General features: G+C 36.8%; 12 protein-coding genes. 8 read left to right on the top strand and 4 right to left on the bottom strand.

The genetic code is table 11. The features are described 5' to 3' along the window. Positions 1-51: 51 nt before the first annotated feature. On the bottom strand, positions 52-1776 hold the full coding sequence (locus GGR10_RS02035; protein ID WP_182479673.1) for a tetratricopeptide repeat protein: 1725 nt from the start codon (positions 1774-1776) through the stop codon (positions 52-54). Between the two features lie 93 nt (positions 1777-1869). Continuing rightward, positions 1870-2886, bottom strand: a complete 1017-nt coding sequence (locus tag GGR10_RS02030) for a polyprenyl synthetase family protein (protein ID WP_182479672.1) — start codon at positions 2884-2886, stop codon at positions 1870-1872. Positions 2887-3134: 248 nt separating this feature from the next. On the opposite strand from GGR10_RS02030, the gene GGR10_RS02025 reads away from it, so the two are divergent. From GGR10_RS02025 to GGR10_RS01995, 7 genes are all read left to right on the top strand, one after another. After that, on the top strand, positions 3135-3923 hold the full coding sequence (locus GGR10_RS02025) for a tRNA1(Val) (adenine(37)-N6)-methyltransferase (RefSeq protein ID WP_182479671.1): 789 nt from the start codon (positions 3135-3137) through the stop codon (positions 3921-3923). 99 nt (positions 3924-4022) lie between these two features. Then, positions 4023-4874 carry a S49 family peptidase gene (locus GGR10_RS02020; RefSeq protein ID WP_182479670.1) on the top strand — a complete coding sequence of 284 codons (852 nt, stop codon included), beginning with the start codon at positions 4023-4025 and terminating at the stop codon, positions 4872-4874. Between the two features lie 256 nt (positions 4875-5130). Further along, positions 5131-6039 carry a 4-(cytidine 5'-diphospho)-2-C-methyl-D-erythritol kinase gene (locus tag GGR10_RS02015; protein WP_182479669.1) on the top strand — a complete coding sequence of 303 codons (909 nt, stop codon included), beginning with the start codon at positions 5131-5133 and terminating at the stop codon, positions 6037-6039. Between the two features lie 618 nt (positions 6040-6657). Further along, entirely contained in the window at positions 6658-7329 is a 672-nt protein-coding gene (locus GGR10_RS02010) for a ribonuclease HII (protein WP_182479668.1), read from the top strand. Continuing rightward, a complete protein-coding gene (locus GGR10_RS02005; protein WP_182479667.1) occupies positions 7326-8288 on the top strand; it encodes an L-threonylcarbamoyladenylate synthase in 963 nt (320 codons plus the stop codon). Before GGR10_RS02010 ends, GGR10_RS02005 begins: the two co-directional genes overlap by 4 nt. Positions 8289-8290: 2 nt before the next feature. Further along, complete coding sequence (locus GGR10_RS02000; protein ID WP_182479666.1) at positions 8291-9700, top strand: FAD-binding oxidoreductase; 1410 nt, start codon at positions 8291-8293, stop codon at positions 9698-9700. 144 nt (positions 9701-9844) lie between these two features. Next, the gene (locus tag GGR10_RS01995) at positions 9845-10378 is read left to right on the top strand and encodes a DUF6101 family protein (RefSeq protein WP_182479665.1); all 534 of its coding nucleotides are present in this window, start codon (positions 9845-9847) and stop codon (positions 10376-10378) included. Positions 10379-10786: 408 nt separating this feature from the next. Here GGR10_RS01995 and purD read toward each other — a convergent pair whose 3' ends face one another. Continuing rightward, positions 10787-12061: a phosphoribosylamine--glycine ligase gene (purD, locus tag GGR10_RS01990; RefSeq protein WP_182479664.1), complete on the bottom strand. Its 1275-nt coding sequence runs from the start codon at positions 12059-12061 to the stop codon at positions 10787-10789. 91 nt (positions 12062-12152) lie between these two features. Here purD and ubiA point away from each other — a divergent pair, with 91 nt between their 5' ends. After that, the gene (ubiA, locus tag GGR10_RS01985; protein WP_182479663.1) at positions 12153-13157 is read left to right on the top strand and encodes a 4-hydroxybenzoate octaprenyltransferase; all 1005 of its coding nucleotides are present in this window, start codon (positions 12153-12155) and stop codon (positions 13155-13157) included. Between the two features lie 91 nt (positions 13158-13248). Here the strand turns inward: ubiA and pdxH are convergent, their stop codons facing one another. Beyond that, positions 13249-13872: a pyridoxamine 5'-phosphate oxidase gene (gene pdxH / locus GGR10_RS01980; protein ID WP_010703472.1), complete on the bottom strand. Its 624-nt coding sequence runs from the start codon at positions 13870-13872 to the stop codon at positions 13249-13251. Between the last annotated feature and the right edge of the window lie 269 nt (positions 13873-14141).

Here is a 14141-nt window from a genome sequence, read left to right as displayed (position 1 = left end):
TAATGTGTGATTAGTAGATAAATCAAAGAAATTTATAATCTTTATTACTGTTTATTGCTTTGTATGGTCAAGCGTTGTTGTGTCTTGCAAACCAAATTTCAGTTTTTCTTTGATTTTTTTTAAATTTTCTGGCTGTCCATCAATAGCATGATTCCATTGAAATACTGCTTCACGTTTGCGCCCAACTTTCCAATAAACATCACCCAAATGATCATTCAATGTTGGGTCTTGAGGTTGTAATTTGACGGCAGTTTCCAATATTTTTACAGCCTGATTATATTGCTTTAGTTTATAATGGGCCCATCCTAGAGAATCGAGAATGTAACCATTTTTTGGCTGTAATGCTGAGGCTTTTTGAAGCATGGATAATGATTCTTCAAGTTTTTGATTACGATCAATAAGTGTATAACCTAGATAATTAAGTACGTATGGCTGATCAGGGAATAATTCCAGGGCTTTTCGTAAATCAGTTTCGGCTTTTGTCCAATGTTTTAAACGTTCAAATGCGATGCCACGTTGATAAAAGAGTTTCCAATCATCTTTTTGAAAATCTACCGTTTGTACAATGGCGCGATCCATAATTTTAACAGCTTCAGCAAAGTTATTTTTTTGCATATAAATAGCAGATAGCGCTATATAAATAGTGCGGTCATTGGGATTTTTTTTCTCTAATGATGTTAATAACTTAATGGCTTCAGTGTGTTGATTGTTATTGGCAAGGGTTAATGCGAGCTGCAATTGTCCCTCTCTATAATAAGGAGAGTGGGGTGATAAGGCGCGATAAAGTTTTATTGCTTGATCAGGGTCATTCAATTTAGCAGAGACGTTTGCTAGTTGGAACAATGTGGCATCATTTTGAGGATATAAGGCTAGAGATAATTGTTTAAAAATACGTGCAACATGTTCTGATTTTCTTCGATTGAGTGTTGTTCCAAAGTCATACAATATTTCACCCGCTCCTTGCTGAGGTGTTTTAACGGGATTTTCTAAATTAGCGCCTTTTTCAACTTTTTGTCGGATGTTTTTAAGTATCTCTCGGCCTGACAACATCTTTTCGCCGTTCTGAATAGTTTGAATAGCTTGGCTACGCATTTTTTGACGCAATTGGAATGAAGCATAGGCTATGATAATACGTTCATAGGTGTCAGGAGAAACCATAGCACCTTGTTGATTGTTTAATGCTTGCATAAAATATTTTTTTGCTTCTTTAGGGCGTTTTGCCAGATCACTCATAAGAGCGAGGTGGTAGTGTATGAAAAGATTATACCAAATAGGCCCTAAAAGTTTTTTAAGATCAGCTATTGCTTGAGAGTGATTACCTGATCCAAATGTAGCCCAAGCGCTTATCACGTCAAACGCCGGGTTATTGATTGAAGGAGATGTTTTTAATTGTGGGAGGGGTTTAACGTCTTTATAATTTTTTTTGATGAGGTTATCTATTGACAATGTCAGGGAAATAAAAGGATGGCTAATATTTTGTGCTTCCAATTTTTTTGCTTGTTTGACAGCCTCTTTAAATGCACCTACTGAAAGCATTGCTTCAAAGATTTCTTTTTGTGCATCAATGTTATTGGGGTTATAGGTGAGTGCTTGTTTAAAATAATTAATAGCAAGATTAGTTTCATTTTCATGATTTGCAACTCGCCCTGCTAGATAGGCACCTGTAAATGATTTTGCATCAATAGCTGAATCGATTTTGCTATAGACGGGTGAGGACATCAGCACGATTCCCGCTATAGCGAGAGTAAAAAAGCAGGGCCTTATTGCACAGTGCATAGAGCTCATCCTTCTTAAAAATCATAAATTTATGATACGATTTATAAACATATTAGGTGTCTTTGTAGAAAATATTATTATTCTTGCAAATAATCAGTTTACACGTGCAATACAAAAATCAACAATTTCAATGAATGCATTTTTTTGAGGGTTTTCTTTTATTGGAGAAAGAGCGTCGATTGCTTGTTTTCCATAGATGCGTGCCTGTTCTATAGTATCGGTTAGACTGTCATATTTTTCCATTAAATGTTGTGCGTGTGCTAAAGATTCATCGTTGTTATTATTGTCTTCAAGAGCTTGTTTCCAAAATGCTTTTTCTGTTGCATTACCGCGTGTATATGAGAGGATAACGGGCATAGTAATTTTGCCTTCTCGGAAATCATCTCCTATATTTTTTCCTAAATGTTCAGCATTGCCACTATAATCAAGTGCATCATCAACCAATTGAAAAGCTAATCCTAATGATGTGCCATATTCGCATAATGCTAAACGTTCTTCGTGTCCATAACCAGCGATGATTGGCCCAACTTCAGCGGCAGCTGAAAAAAGTGCGGCTGTTTTTGCATTAATGATTTTAAGATAATCTGAAGCAGTGGTTTCTATATTTTGGGCAGCGGCAAGCTGCATGACTTCTCCTTCAGCAATAATTGCTGCAGCATTTGCTAAAATAGCAAGCGCTTCCATAGAGCCAACATCTACAATCATTTTAAAAGCTTGCCCTAGAAGAAAATCACCAACAAGTACACTTGCTTTATTTCCCCAAATCATTCGTGCGGTAGATTTTCCACGGCGGAGATTACTTTCATCAACTACATCATCATGTAATAAAGTTGCTGTATGCATAAACTCAATTGCTGTTGCAAGCTTTATATGCCCATCACCTTGATATCCAAACATATCAGCTGCAGCTAGTGTAATCATTGGACGTAACCGTTTTCCTCCTGATGAAATAAGATGATTACAAATTTCAGGGATCATTTCGACATCAGCTTGAACCATAGAGATAATTAATTGGTTTACACGTTCCATATTATCTTTGGTGAGGTTGATGAGAGTTTGGGAAGAAACCTGGTTATTTTTTTTATGGTCTTGTTTTATGATAGCACCCAATTGGTTTACTCCTAGAGTATTTTCAATAAATATAGATAAGCTTTATTTTCTATTTGTAGCATAAAGCGGGATTACTTTTGACTCAAGCTTTGATACTGCCTTGAAGCAGAAGTTTTTTAAATATTTAGAAAAGTGTTTTTCTACTCTTAGAGAATATAATTATTATAATAAGGCAATAATTTTGAAATTAAGATAATTTAATTACAATTGAAAGAAGGGCAATATAAGGATCAATATTAGGCTTACAGATGGATAGCACGACGAATCATAGTGATGAGACAATTGATGAATTTCATCGTGGGAAGTTTTACTTAGTTCAACCACGTTTGCAGGGGCATCGTTCTGGTATGGACGCTATGTTATTGGCTGGTCTGGTTCCTGATAACTTTAAAGGAAAGGTTGTCGATTTAGGCGCAGGTGCAGGCGCAGCGGGATTAGCAGTTGCTTCACGTTGTTTAAAAACTCATGTTACATTAGTTGAACGATCAGCTTTTATGATATCTTATGCTCAAAAAACGCTTGCGCTGAAACAAAATAAGAAACTAGCTAGTCGAGTGTGCTTATTAGAAGCAGATATTGCTTTAAAAGGCAATGCACGCTTAAAGGCAGGTTTAATGGATAATGTTTTTGATTTTGCGATTATGAATCCACCTTTTAATAATCCTATGGATCGTAAAACACCTGATGAACAGAAGTCTGAGGCACATGTTATGCCTGAAGCAATGTTTGACAATTGGTTACGCAGTGCAGCTGCAATTGTTAAACCAGGTGGATATCTAGGGTTGATTGCACGTCCCCAATCGCTTAATGATATATTACACGCTTTAGAGGGGCGTTTTGGTAATATATGTGTAATTCCTGTTCATTCTCGAGCTAAAGCGGCCGCAACTCGTATGTTATTTTATGCAAAACGGGGAAGTCGAGCAGCTTTATCTATATTGCCGGCGTTAATTGTGCATGAAGATGAAGGTCATGCTTTTTCACCACGGGTTGATGCAATCAATAATGGGTGTATAAGCTTGTGGGAACTTTTTTAATGATGTCTTGTGTTTTTTAGCTTATTTTTTAAATTCGGATTAAGCTTTTTATTTATTTTCGAGTTATGTTTTCTCGATTTCTTATAGGGAGATTTTGTTTTGATTAACAGTGTTAAAAATCTTATTCCACGTCGTTTTCTTTCCAGTAAACTTGAAATTCCTGTAGTACGACTTCATGGGGCAATTATGGATTCAAATTCATTTATGGCTCGTACGCTTTCGCTAGGTAGATGTGCCCCCCTTTTAGACAAGGCTTTTGCCGATAAAAAAGCACCAGCTGTTGTTTTAATTATCAATTCTCCCGGTGGCTCACCTGTACAATCACGTCTCATTTTTCAGCGTATTCGGGATTTGGCAAATGAGAAAAATAAACAGGTTCTCGTATTTATTGAAGATGTAGCAGCATCAGGTGGTTATATGATTGCTTGCGCTGGGGATGAAATTTTTGCTGACCCTTCTTCTGTTGTTGGTTCTATTGGGGTTGTTTCAGCTTCTTTTGGTTTTCCTGAGCTTTTGAAGAAAATTGGTGTGGAACGGCGTGTTTATACAGCAGGAAAAAACAAAGTTGTATTAGATCCATTTCAGCCAGAAAAGAAGATGGGCGTTGAACATTTGAAATCTTTGCAACTTGAAGTTCACCAAACTTTTATTGATTTGGTCAAAGAACGGCGTGCATCGAAATTATCAGATGATTCAGATATTTTTACAGGAATGTTTTGGAGTGGAAAGAAAGGTGTTGAGCTTGGCTTGGTTGATCAGTTAGGTGATGTACGCTCTGTTATTAAAGATCGGTTTGGTCATGATACAAAGCTTCGGTTAATTTCTCCTTCCAAAAGTTTTTTTGGGCCTAAAATGCCTTCGGGGGTTACTGCTGATATGGTTTATACAGCAGTTGATGGTGCATGGATGGCAGCAGAAGAACGGGCACTTTGGCAACGGTATGGTTTGTAGTTAGCATACCATTTTAATTTACATTTAATTTTGTTGGCGATTTTGCTTAGAAGCTATTGCGAGAGGAAAAGGGATTTAAAATGATCCGACTTATTTTATTCAGTTTCATTGGTGTGATGATTCTGTATATTTATTATTTATTTAGGCGCCAGTTACACTGGGTGTTGCAACGTGTTTGCCATACAAGAGTTAAATCACGTACAGATGTAAAAGGAACTCTTGTGAAAGACCCTCGTACAGGTGAATATTACGTTAAATGATATCAGGTGCGCAGGCTTCTCTTAAAGAGGGTTTTCATCTTTTAACGCCTATTAAGTTGAATCTGGCTTTGCATGTTGTGGGTCAGCGCGCTGATGGTTATCATTTATTAGAAAGTTTGGTCTATTTTAGTCTTAGTGGTGATTGTTTAAGTTATACACCTTTTACAAAAGATCACTTTATTGTAAAAGGTCCCTTTGCTAATGGGCTTGTTTCTTATTCAGATAATTTAGTTATCCGCGCCCACAATTTGATGCGCAAGATATTTCCTGAAAATGCTAAACCTGCCTTTTTTCAGCTTATTAAAACGTTACCTGTTGCTTCGGGTATTGGTGGTGGATCAGGAGATGCTGCTGGGGTTTTTAGTATATTGCGTCGGCAATGGAATCTTGATTGTTCTTGTGAAGAATTAGCAGCAATTAGTTTAGAACTTGGTGCTGATGTACCGATGTGTCTTTTTGCGTTAGAATATCAGCAACCGCTTTTTGTTCAAGGAATTGGCGGTGATATAACACGACTAAAAGAAGCCTGTTCTATTGCGATGGTATTGGTAAATCATGGTCAACAAATTGCAACATCCGCTATTTTTCAGGCTTTGGAAAAGCGCGATCATCCTCATTTAAAAATTGATCCAGCAGCTTTAAAAACAGTTTTTTCATTGGTTGAAGCTTTACGAGAAACGCGTAATGATCTTTTTGCTCCTGCATTAAAAATTGCACCTCAATTGGCTGAGGTTTTATATGCATTAGATGAAAGTGGAGCCCTTTTTTCTCGTATGTCTGGTTCAGGCGCAACTTGCTTTGGCATTTTTAAAGATCAACAAGCAGCTCAAAAAGCGGCTTTCCTTATTAAATCAGCACATCCAAATTGGTTTGTTAAATCAATTATGACTGTAGGAAGGTTTTGATAAGCAATGTGAAGATTAAGGACTGTTGTTTATAGTGATAATTAACGAATTTATGTTTCTGCTCTTTAGTATTAAATTCTTTATTCATATCCAAATACATTTTGGAAAAGCACAATAATTCCTTTACGGCTTTTGAAAAGGGTAGCTTAAAATAATTTTCCTAGTCGAGTGATACGTATTTTTTAAAAGTGATGTTAGCAATAATATGTTGTGTAGGTAAAAGACATGGGGGATGCTCTTTATTTGAGATTATCATCACAATAGTTTTTTGTTTAGAGGGTGGAAGTGTTTATGCGAGAAACTTTAAAGCCTCTTTTAAACAAACAAATAAGAGAATTTTGAATATATTTTTCACAGAGTTTTTTATTAAGATGATTGATGTTGTAATAACTTCATCATGTATAAGAGTGGGAGATAATCAATGGAATTTTCGTGTTTGTTTTCTAGGTTTGATTAAGGCATGTAAAGATGTATAAATAATATTTAGTTGGAAAATTAACGCTCCCCCCTATACTTGATTTTTTTGTTATCATGTTGTTTGAGAGCTAAAAAATGTTGGAGTAAGCTATTTTTACTGTGGGGCTTGCGGAAAATAGGTGGTAATGCAAATATAAATATATGTTTCGTCGTGTTCGCAATTTGTCAAATGTATTTAATGTGCCACTTCAGCCAGATTTTTCGCACGAATTGGATTTACACAAACAAGGCTTCTTTTATATAGCGGGTGTTGATGAAGTTGGGCGAGGGCCTTTAGCTGGACCTGTGGTAACAGCAGCAGTTATTTTAGATAAAAACCACATTCCTGAAGGGTTGAATGATTCAAAGAAATTTTCTGCTCAACAGCGCAATCAACTTTATGGTGAAATTTTGCAAAATGCGTTGGCAATTTCTGTTGCAAGTATTTGCGCCCGTGCGATTGATCAATCTGATATCAGGAAAGCAACTTTAGAAGCAATGCGCCGTTGTGTTATAGGACTTTCTATTCCAGCTCATTATGTATTGGTTGATGGGCGTGATATTCCACCTCATTTGCCATGTCCAGCAACTGCTTTGATAAAAGGTGATCAGCGTTCGGTTTCAATTGCGGCAGCATCCATTGTTGCCAAAGTAACACGTGATCGAATGATGGAATGTGCTGGGCGGGTTTATGAAGGTTATGGTTTAGAAAAACATGTGGGTTATGCAACAGTAGCACATCGTACGGCTATTGCTAAATATGGGCCCATTTTAGGATTGCATCGTTATAGTTTTGCACCACTGAAAGAAGATTATAAGGATGACATTTCATGACAATCCTACCTTTAAACAGTGCTTCAATAAAAGAAGCGGTTGAGGTTCTTAAACAGGGTCAATTAGTGGCTTTACCAACAGAAACTGTTTATGGATTGGCTGGTGATGCAACTAATGGAAAAGCAGTTGCTTCTATTTTTACTATAAAGAAGCGGCCACAATTTAATCCTCTTATTGTTCATGTAAGTAGCATTGTTATGGCAGAACATTATGTGGAAATTGATTTGCTTTCACGTCGATTTATGGAAGCATTTTGGCCAGGGCCTTTGACATTAGTTTTACCATTAAAGGTTAATCATAATATTCATCCTTTAACGACTTCTGGTCTTGATACATTGGCTGTTCGTTTTCCTGTTGGTGGCTTTGCAGAAGTTGTTCAACATTTTGGTCGACCTTTGGCAGCTCCTAGTGCAAATCAATCGGGAGGTCTTAGTCCCACTTCAGCTGCATCTGTATTTGCATCTTTAGGGGCATCAGTGCCTTTAATTATTGATGGAGGAGTTTCTAAGATAGGGCTTGAATCAACGATTATTAAGGTTTGTAATAAAAATATCTATCTATTGCGTCCTGGTGGGGTAACTGCTGAAGAAATTGAAGAAGTGGCAGGGCAGTCTTTAAAACAATTAGATCAGCGTGCTGCAATTGAGGCACCAGGTATGTTAAAATCACATTATGCTCCTAATGCTTTAGTACGTTTAAATGCACAACAAGTAGAGAACGGCGAAGCACTTTTAGCATTTGGCCCTAATCGCATTGTAGGTGCTGAAAATGCTATCTCTATTTTAAATTTAAGTGAAAGTGGTCAATTGGAAGAAGCTGCATTCCATTTGTTTGACTATATGAAACAGTTGGATTCATTAAAGGTGAAATGTATTGCAGTGGAGTCTATTCCATTTTACGGATTAGGTGTAGCTATTAATGATCGTTTAATGCGTGCTGCAGCACCGAGAGGAAAATGAAGGTGGAGCAGAATTTAGTTGAGTGTTTTAGAAAAATTGTTGGTTCTGCAAATACTATCACAGATCAATCTTTGATTGCACCATATTTGCTTGAAAATCGTGGACTTTTTCATGGAAAAACGCCATTACTTTTACGGCCATCTTCAACAGATGAGGTATCATCTATTATGCGTTTGGCCAGCAAAACACGCACACCAATCGTACCTCAAGGAGGAAATACTGGTCTTGTAGGTGCTCAACAGCCAGATGATAGTGGGCGTAGTGTTGTTTTATCTATGGAACGTTTAAACAAAATTCGATTAGTTAATCCTGAGGGTAATTTTGCTGTTGTGGAAGCTGGTGTTATTTTACATACCTTACAAAAAAAGGCAGATGAAGTAGATCGTTTTTTCCCTCTTTCTTTAGGCTCAGAAGGTTCTTGTCAAATAGGGGGCAATCTTTCATCTAATGCCGGAGGGACAGCTGTTTTAGCTTATGGTAATATGCGTGAGCTTTGTCTTGGTTTGGAAGTTGTTTTGCCTGATGGGCGTATTTTAGATGATCTGCGTTTTGTTAAAAAGGACAATAGCGGTTATAATTTGAAAGACCTTTTTATTGGTTCAGAAGGGACTTTAGGGGTTATTACTGCAACAGTTTTAAAGCTTTTTCCAAAGCCTAAAGGAAAAGCAGTTGCTTTTGTAGGTTTACGCAGTCCAGCTAATGCTCTTAAGTTTTTATCCCTTGCTCAGTGTTATGGGGGGCCATTGTTAACTGGTTTTGAGCTTATGGGAAAACTCAGCTTACAAATGGCTTTAAATTATACGATCCATGCTAGTTCATTTTTTGAACATGAGCATGAATGGTATGTTTTGATTAATATTTCATCATCACGTAGTGATGATGAAGCGCTATCGGTGTTAAATGTTATTTTAGAAACAGCTTTAAAAGATGATATTATAGAGGATGCAGTTGTTGCACAATCGTTAAAACAGCAAGATTTTTTTTGGCAATTGCGTGATAATATGTCACCAGCGCAGAAGTTAGCAGGAGGGTCTATTAAGCATGATATTGCTGTACCTATTGCCTCCATTCCTGACTTTATTGCTGAAGCTGCTCTTATTGTTGAAGAGATTGCCCCAGGTGCGCGGGTGGTATGTTTTGGTCATATGGGTGATGGGAACCTCCATTATAATATTACACAACCCATAGGGGCTGATACTGCATCATTTTTGCAATTATATTCACAAATGAATGACCGGATCCATTGTTTAGTGATGCATTATCAAGGTACATTTTCTGCCGAACACGGAATTGGGCAGCTCAAGCGGAAGGAACTGCATACTTTTAAATCACCCGTTTCATTAGAAATTATGCAAGCGATTAAAAAAACATTCGACCCTTTAGGAATTATGAATCCTGGCAAAGTGTTATAAATTGAAAATGATGAATATTTTTCTATTCTTATTGGGATTTTGATAACGGAAAAGAAAACAATTTTTTTACCTAAAGCTTAATAATTCAATGAGAAAAAGATATTATATAAAGTATGTTTTATTGAAATGAATTGGGAAAACTATATGGCTAATCAATGTTTTAATCGGGCAAAAGTGGGGTTTGAGTTTCGGTTAGATCCGTGCCATTTGCCGCAAACAGCGACATACTTTGTATCAAGAACGGGAAATCACATGATTTGTTCGTTGAATGAACACAGTGTTTCTCTGAAAGTTGATAATTCTTCCAGTCTGTCACGTTTGATTCCAGTTTATTACTTCAAAGGAATTGCAGCGCGTATAGTAGAAACTCTTACAGGAGAAAAAGCTGTCGCATTAGAATTGCTCCATACAGATGAAGAAGCTTGTATTCCACTTTTAGTTTCTAGAGATTTGAATAATGTTCTATTAGACTGGCGATTATGGGGAAAGATTTATAATCTACCAATGTTTATGATCTGTGAAGATAAGAATATTATCACTATCAAAGATCATTCTATTTTACGTCAATTTTTTTATATGACATCATCATCTTCTTCTAGGGGAAAGAGCTTTTTACTCCGTTGTGGTAATTCATTAGGTTTACGTTTAATGGTCACTAATCGGATTGTCTCACAATAAATTGATATAGATTAATCTTTTATGTTGCATGAGTAGACATGTTTATTTCAGAGGCATTCTGCATTCTATATTTTCATTAATTATGGCAAAAAGGTAGTTTTAGTTGTGTGATTAGGGAAAAATCTTTTTTTCCGATTTTTACATATCTGCTACAATCGTTTGTGTTTTTAGGGTGTTATATTATTATGCTTTGATGTTATACAAAGCATATCACTTTCATGGAAAGTGATTGGCAAATTGGTCGCAAACAAATAAGATGGTAAGATGATCGCAAATATGTAGTTTTTGTGTTTGGAACATCTACTCTTTTCATCTCATCTAAAGCTTATTGTGAATAAAGGGTAATAAGCAGGTCAATTGATCTTTTTACTGTGTCAAAACCTCACCTCAAAAAAGAGCTTAAGAGGTCTAATTTTTTTGTGCGATAGCACGCCAGCCAATATCTCGGCGAACAAAGCCTTGTGGCCAATCAATACAATCGACAGCTTCATAGGCGCGTTTTTGTGCGTGTGCAACAGTTTCTCCTGTTGCTGTTATATTTAAAACACGTCCACCATTGGCGATTAATTCTCCATTATGGAAAGCTGTGCCCGCCTGGAAAACTTTTACATCAGGAAGAGCGTTTACCTTGTCGACATTGCGGATAATGCTGCCTTTTTGAGGAGCATTTGGGTAACCTTTAGCAGCCATAACAACTGTTAGAGCGGTTTTTTCAGACCATTGAATGTGTTTATTTTTAAGGTTTCCTTGAGCTGCTGCAAGGAGAAGTGGTAAAATATCATCTTTTAAGCGCATCATTAAAACTTGGCATTCAGGATCACCAAATCGTACATTAAACTCAATTAATTCAGGCCCTTTTTGGGTTATCATCAATCCGGTGAAGAGAATACCTTTAAAGGGGGCTCCCATTGCGGCCATATCATGCAAGGCGGGTTCAACAATTTCTTTAAGAGTACGGTTCACCATTTCCTCAGTCATAATTGGAGCTGGTGAATAGGCTCCCATACCGCCAGTGTTGGCTCCAGTATCGCCATCACCAACACGTTTATGATCTTGTGCTGATCCAAAAGGGATGGCGGTTTTACCATCACAAAGACAAAAGAAGCTCGCTTCCTCACCCTCTAGAAATGCTTCGACAACAATTTTCTTTTTTGCATCATCAAATGTACCTTCAAAGCAGGCATCAACGGCATCAAAGGCTTCTTGCATTGTCATAGCCACAACAACACCTTTACCAGCGGCCAGGCCATCAGCCTTAATAACGATAGGGACGCCTTGTTGGCGGATGTAGGATTTAGCTTGTAAAGCATTGTTAAAACATTGATAGATACTTGTAGGAATGTTATTTCTGTAACACAAATCTTTTGTAAAGCTTTTTGAGCCTTCCAATTGAGCTGCTTTTTGAGTGGGGCCGAATACACAGATGCCAGCAGCATTAAGAGAATCAGTTATACCTTCAACCAACGGTCCTTCTGGTCCAACAATGACGAGGTCAATAGAGTGTTCTTTACAGAAATTAATAACAAGAGGGTGATTATTGATGTTTAAATCAATATTTTCACCTAATTCTATTGTTGCAGGATTTCCAGGAGCGCAATATAATTTTGTGAGTAGCGGTGACTCTGCTATTTTCCATGCTAAAGCATGTTCTCGTCCACCTGATCCAATAAGAAGAACGTTCATGATTTGCTCCTACCATAAAAGATGATTAAATCAGTTTTTCTTTCATAAGAATGAAATGGTTCTATCGCAAGACCAAAGGTGAAATCATTTGATGAAAAAAAGTAAAAATATTTTACATGTTCAATCCTGTGAAAATCAAGGACGAGTTATGGATGCACCCTCTAAACAATGGGTCTACTATTTACTTCCTTGTTCTTTATGGTTTTATGCTCAATTGGCACGTTGGGATAGACCTATTGGATGGAAATTGTTGATGTGGCCTTGTTTCTGGTCAACAACCATGGCTATGCTTTCCTATGAGATGCCCCAAGTACCTCTTTTGTCAATTATAATGTGTTGGATTTGGTATCTTTTTCTTTTCTTTTTAGGTTCCATAGCCATGCGAGGTGCAGGCTGTACTTGGAATGACCTTGTTGATCACAAAATTGATTCTCAGGTAGAGCGAACACGCTCTCGTCCATTACCTGCAGGTCAAGTAAGCCGGTTTCAAGCAAAAATTTTTATATTAGTGCAGTGTTTTATAGGTTTAAGTGTTTTATTACAGTTTAATGCATTTAGCTTTTTTTTAGGTATTTCGTCCTTAGTGGCGGTTGCAATTTATCCTTTTATGAAACGCATAACAAATTGGCCACAATTTTTTTTAGGCGTTGCGTTTAATTGGGGTGCATTAATGGGGTGGGCGGTTGTATATGGAAGTCTGAGTTGGGCACCAATCGCACTTTATGCAGGATCAATCTTATGGACGATTGGATATGATACAATTTATGCTCATCAAGATAAGCAAGATGACGCTATTGTTGGTGTGCATTCTACAGCACGCCTCTTTGGAAAAAGCACCAAATGTGCACTAGTGATTTTATATAGTGGTTTTATAATTCTGGTCAGTTTGGCATTTTATTTAGCGCAAGTATCCATTCTCAGCTTTGTAGGGGTTTTTATTGCTGCCATCCATATGTTCATTCAAATCAAAGTCATCGATATAGATGATAGCTCACAATGCTTAAAACTTTTCAGATCCAATTCGTTTGTTGGTTTTTTTATTTTTGCTGGTTTAGTATGTGGGGGTATTTGGATGATATTACATTCTGCAGTTTAAGAACAATCTAGTTTAGAGACAAGGTCATATATTCTGTAATAGTAGAGCAGAAAGCCGTTATTATAAGAGTAAAGGCTTCATAAAGAAGTGGTTAAGGATAGAGTCTTTGTTTTTGCCAGTTATCTTGTTCAATAGAGTCGCGTGTAAAAAGTAAGCGATCATGTAAACGAAACGGCCGATCGCACCAAAATTCAATAAAAAGAGGTTTAATGCGGAAACCAGACCAATAGGGTGGGCGAGGAATATTCCCTACTGCATAACGTGCAGCATATTTAGCAACTGCTTTTTTGAGAGTAAGGCGATTTTCTAATGGTTGAGATTGTTTAGATGCCCATGCACCGATTCGACTTTTTCGTGGTCGCGACTGAAAATATGCATCTGCTTCTTCAGTACTTACTTTTTCGACAATGCCTCTAATTCTAATTTGGCGGCGAAGTGATTTCCAATGAAAACCTAAGGATGCTTTCATCGATCCTAAAATTTCTCGTCCTTTACAGCTTTCATAGTTGGTATAGAAGACAAAACCTTTGGGACTAAAATCTTTAAGAAGAACCATACGAACATTGGGTAAACCTGTTTCATCAACTGTTGCTAGTGCCATAGCATTGGGATCGTTTATTTCGCTTATTTTTGCTTCTTCAAGCCAATTTTCGAAAATTGCAAAAGGATTTTGTGTTTGTATAAAATCATCATTCGTTTGTGTTTTATTATTCATAATATACTCCACTGTTAGTTAGTGTGAGTGAGAAATTCTTTGATTTATTTTTGCCATCAAGAATAACATGCTGCTATTCTTTTGTTCTAAAAAGCTAATAACTTTATATATTTTTATTATGGTGTTTCAATTATGTTTATCTTTAACATAGGGCTCCATAAACTATATTGAATTAAAAATATTCATTTTATCTGGTATTTTGTTTTTTTATAAACATATTAGATAAGAAAAGTGATTTTATTGAATAGCTTGATGAAGTAATGAAAAAT

The sequence above is a fragment of the Bartonella chomelii genome, assembly GCF_014138465.1.
GTDB lineage: Bacteria > Pseudomonadota > Alphaproteobacteria > Rhizobiales > Rhizobiaceae > Bartonella > Bartonella schoenbuchensis.
The sequence above is the reverse complement of the archived record's forward strand: the minus strand, read 5'-3'. Positions and strand labels throughout refer to the sequence as shown.

What these genes read in the sequence shown, in the direction of transcription:
- GGR10_RS02035 (WP_182479673.1), bottom strand. Translation starts at nt 1,776, where the DNA reads ATGCACTGTGCAATAAGGCCCTGCTTTTTTACTCTCGCTATAGCGGGA.
- GGR10_RS02025 (WP_182479671.1), top strand. Translation starts at nt 3,135, where the DNA reads ATGGATAGCACGACGAATCATAGTGATGAGACAATTGATGAATTTCAT.
- GGR10_RS02015 (WP_182479669.1), top strand. Translation starts at nt 5,131, where the DNA reads ATGATATCAGGTGCGCAGGCTTCTCTTAAAGAGGGTTTTCATCTTTTA.
- GGR10_RS02010 (WP_182479668.1), top strand. Translation starts at nt 6,658, where the DNA reads ATGTTTCGTCGTGTTCGCAATTTGTCAAATGTATTTAATGTGCCACTT.
- GGR10_RS02005 (WP_182479667.1), top strand. Translation starts at nt 7,326, where the DNA reads ATGACAATCCTACCTTTAAACAGTGCTTCAATAAAAGAAGCGGTTGAG.
- GGR10_RS01995 (WP_182479665.1), top strand. Translation starts at nt 9,845, where the DNA reads ATGGCTAATCAATGTTTTAATCGGGCAAAAGTGGGGTTTGAGTTTCGG.
- purD (WP_182479664.1), bottom strand. Translation starts at nt 12,061, where the DNA reads ATGAACGTTCTTCTTATTGGATCAGGTGGACGAGAACATGCTTTAGCA.
- ubiA (WP_182479663.1), top strand. Translation starts at nt 12,153, where the DNA reads ATGAAAAAAAGTAAAAATATTTTACATGTTCAATCCTGTGAAAATCAA.
- pdxH (WP_010703472.1), bottom strand. Translation starts at nt 13,872, where the DNA reads ATGAATAATAAAACACAAACGAATGATGATTTTATACAAACACAAAAT.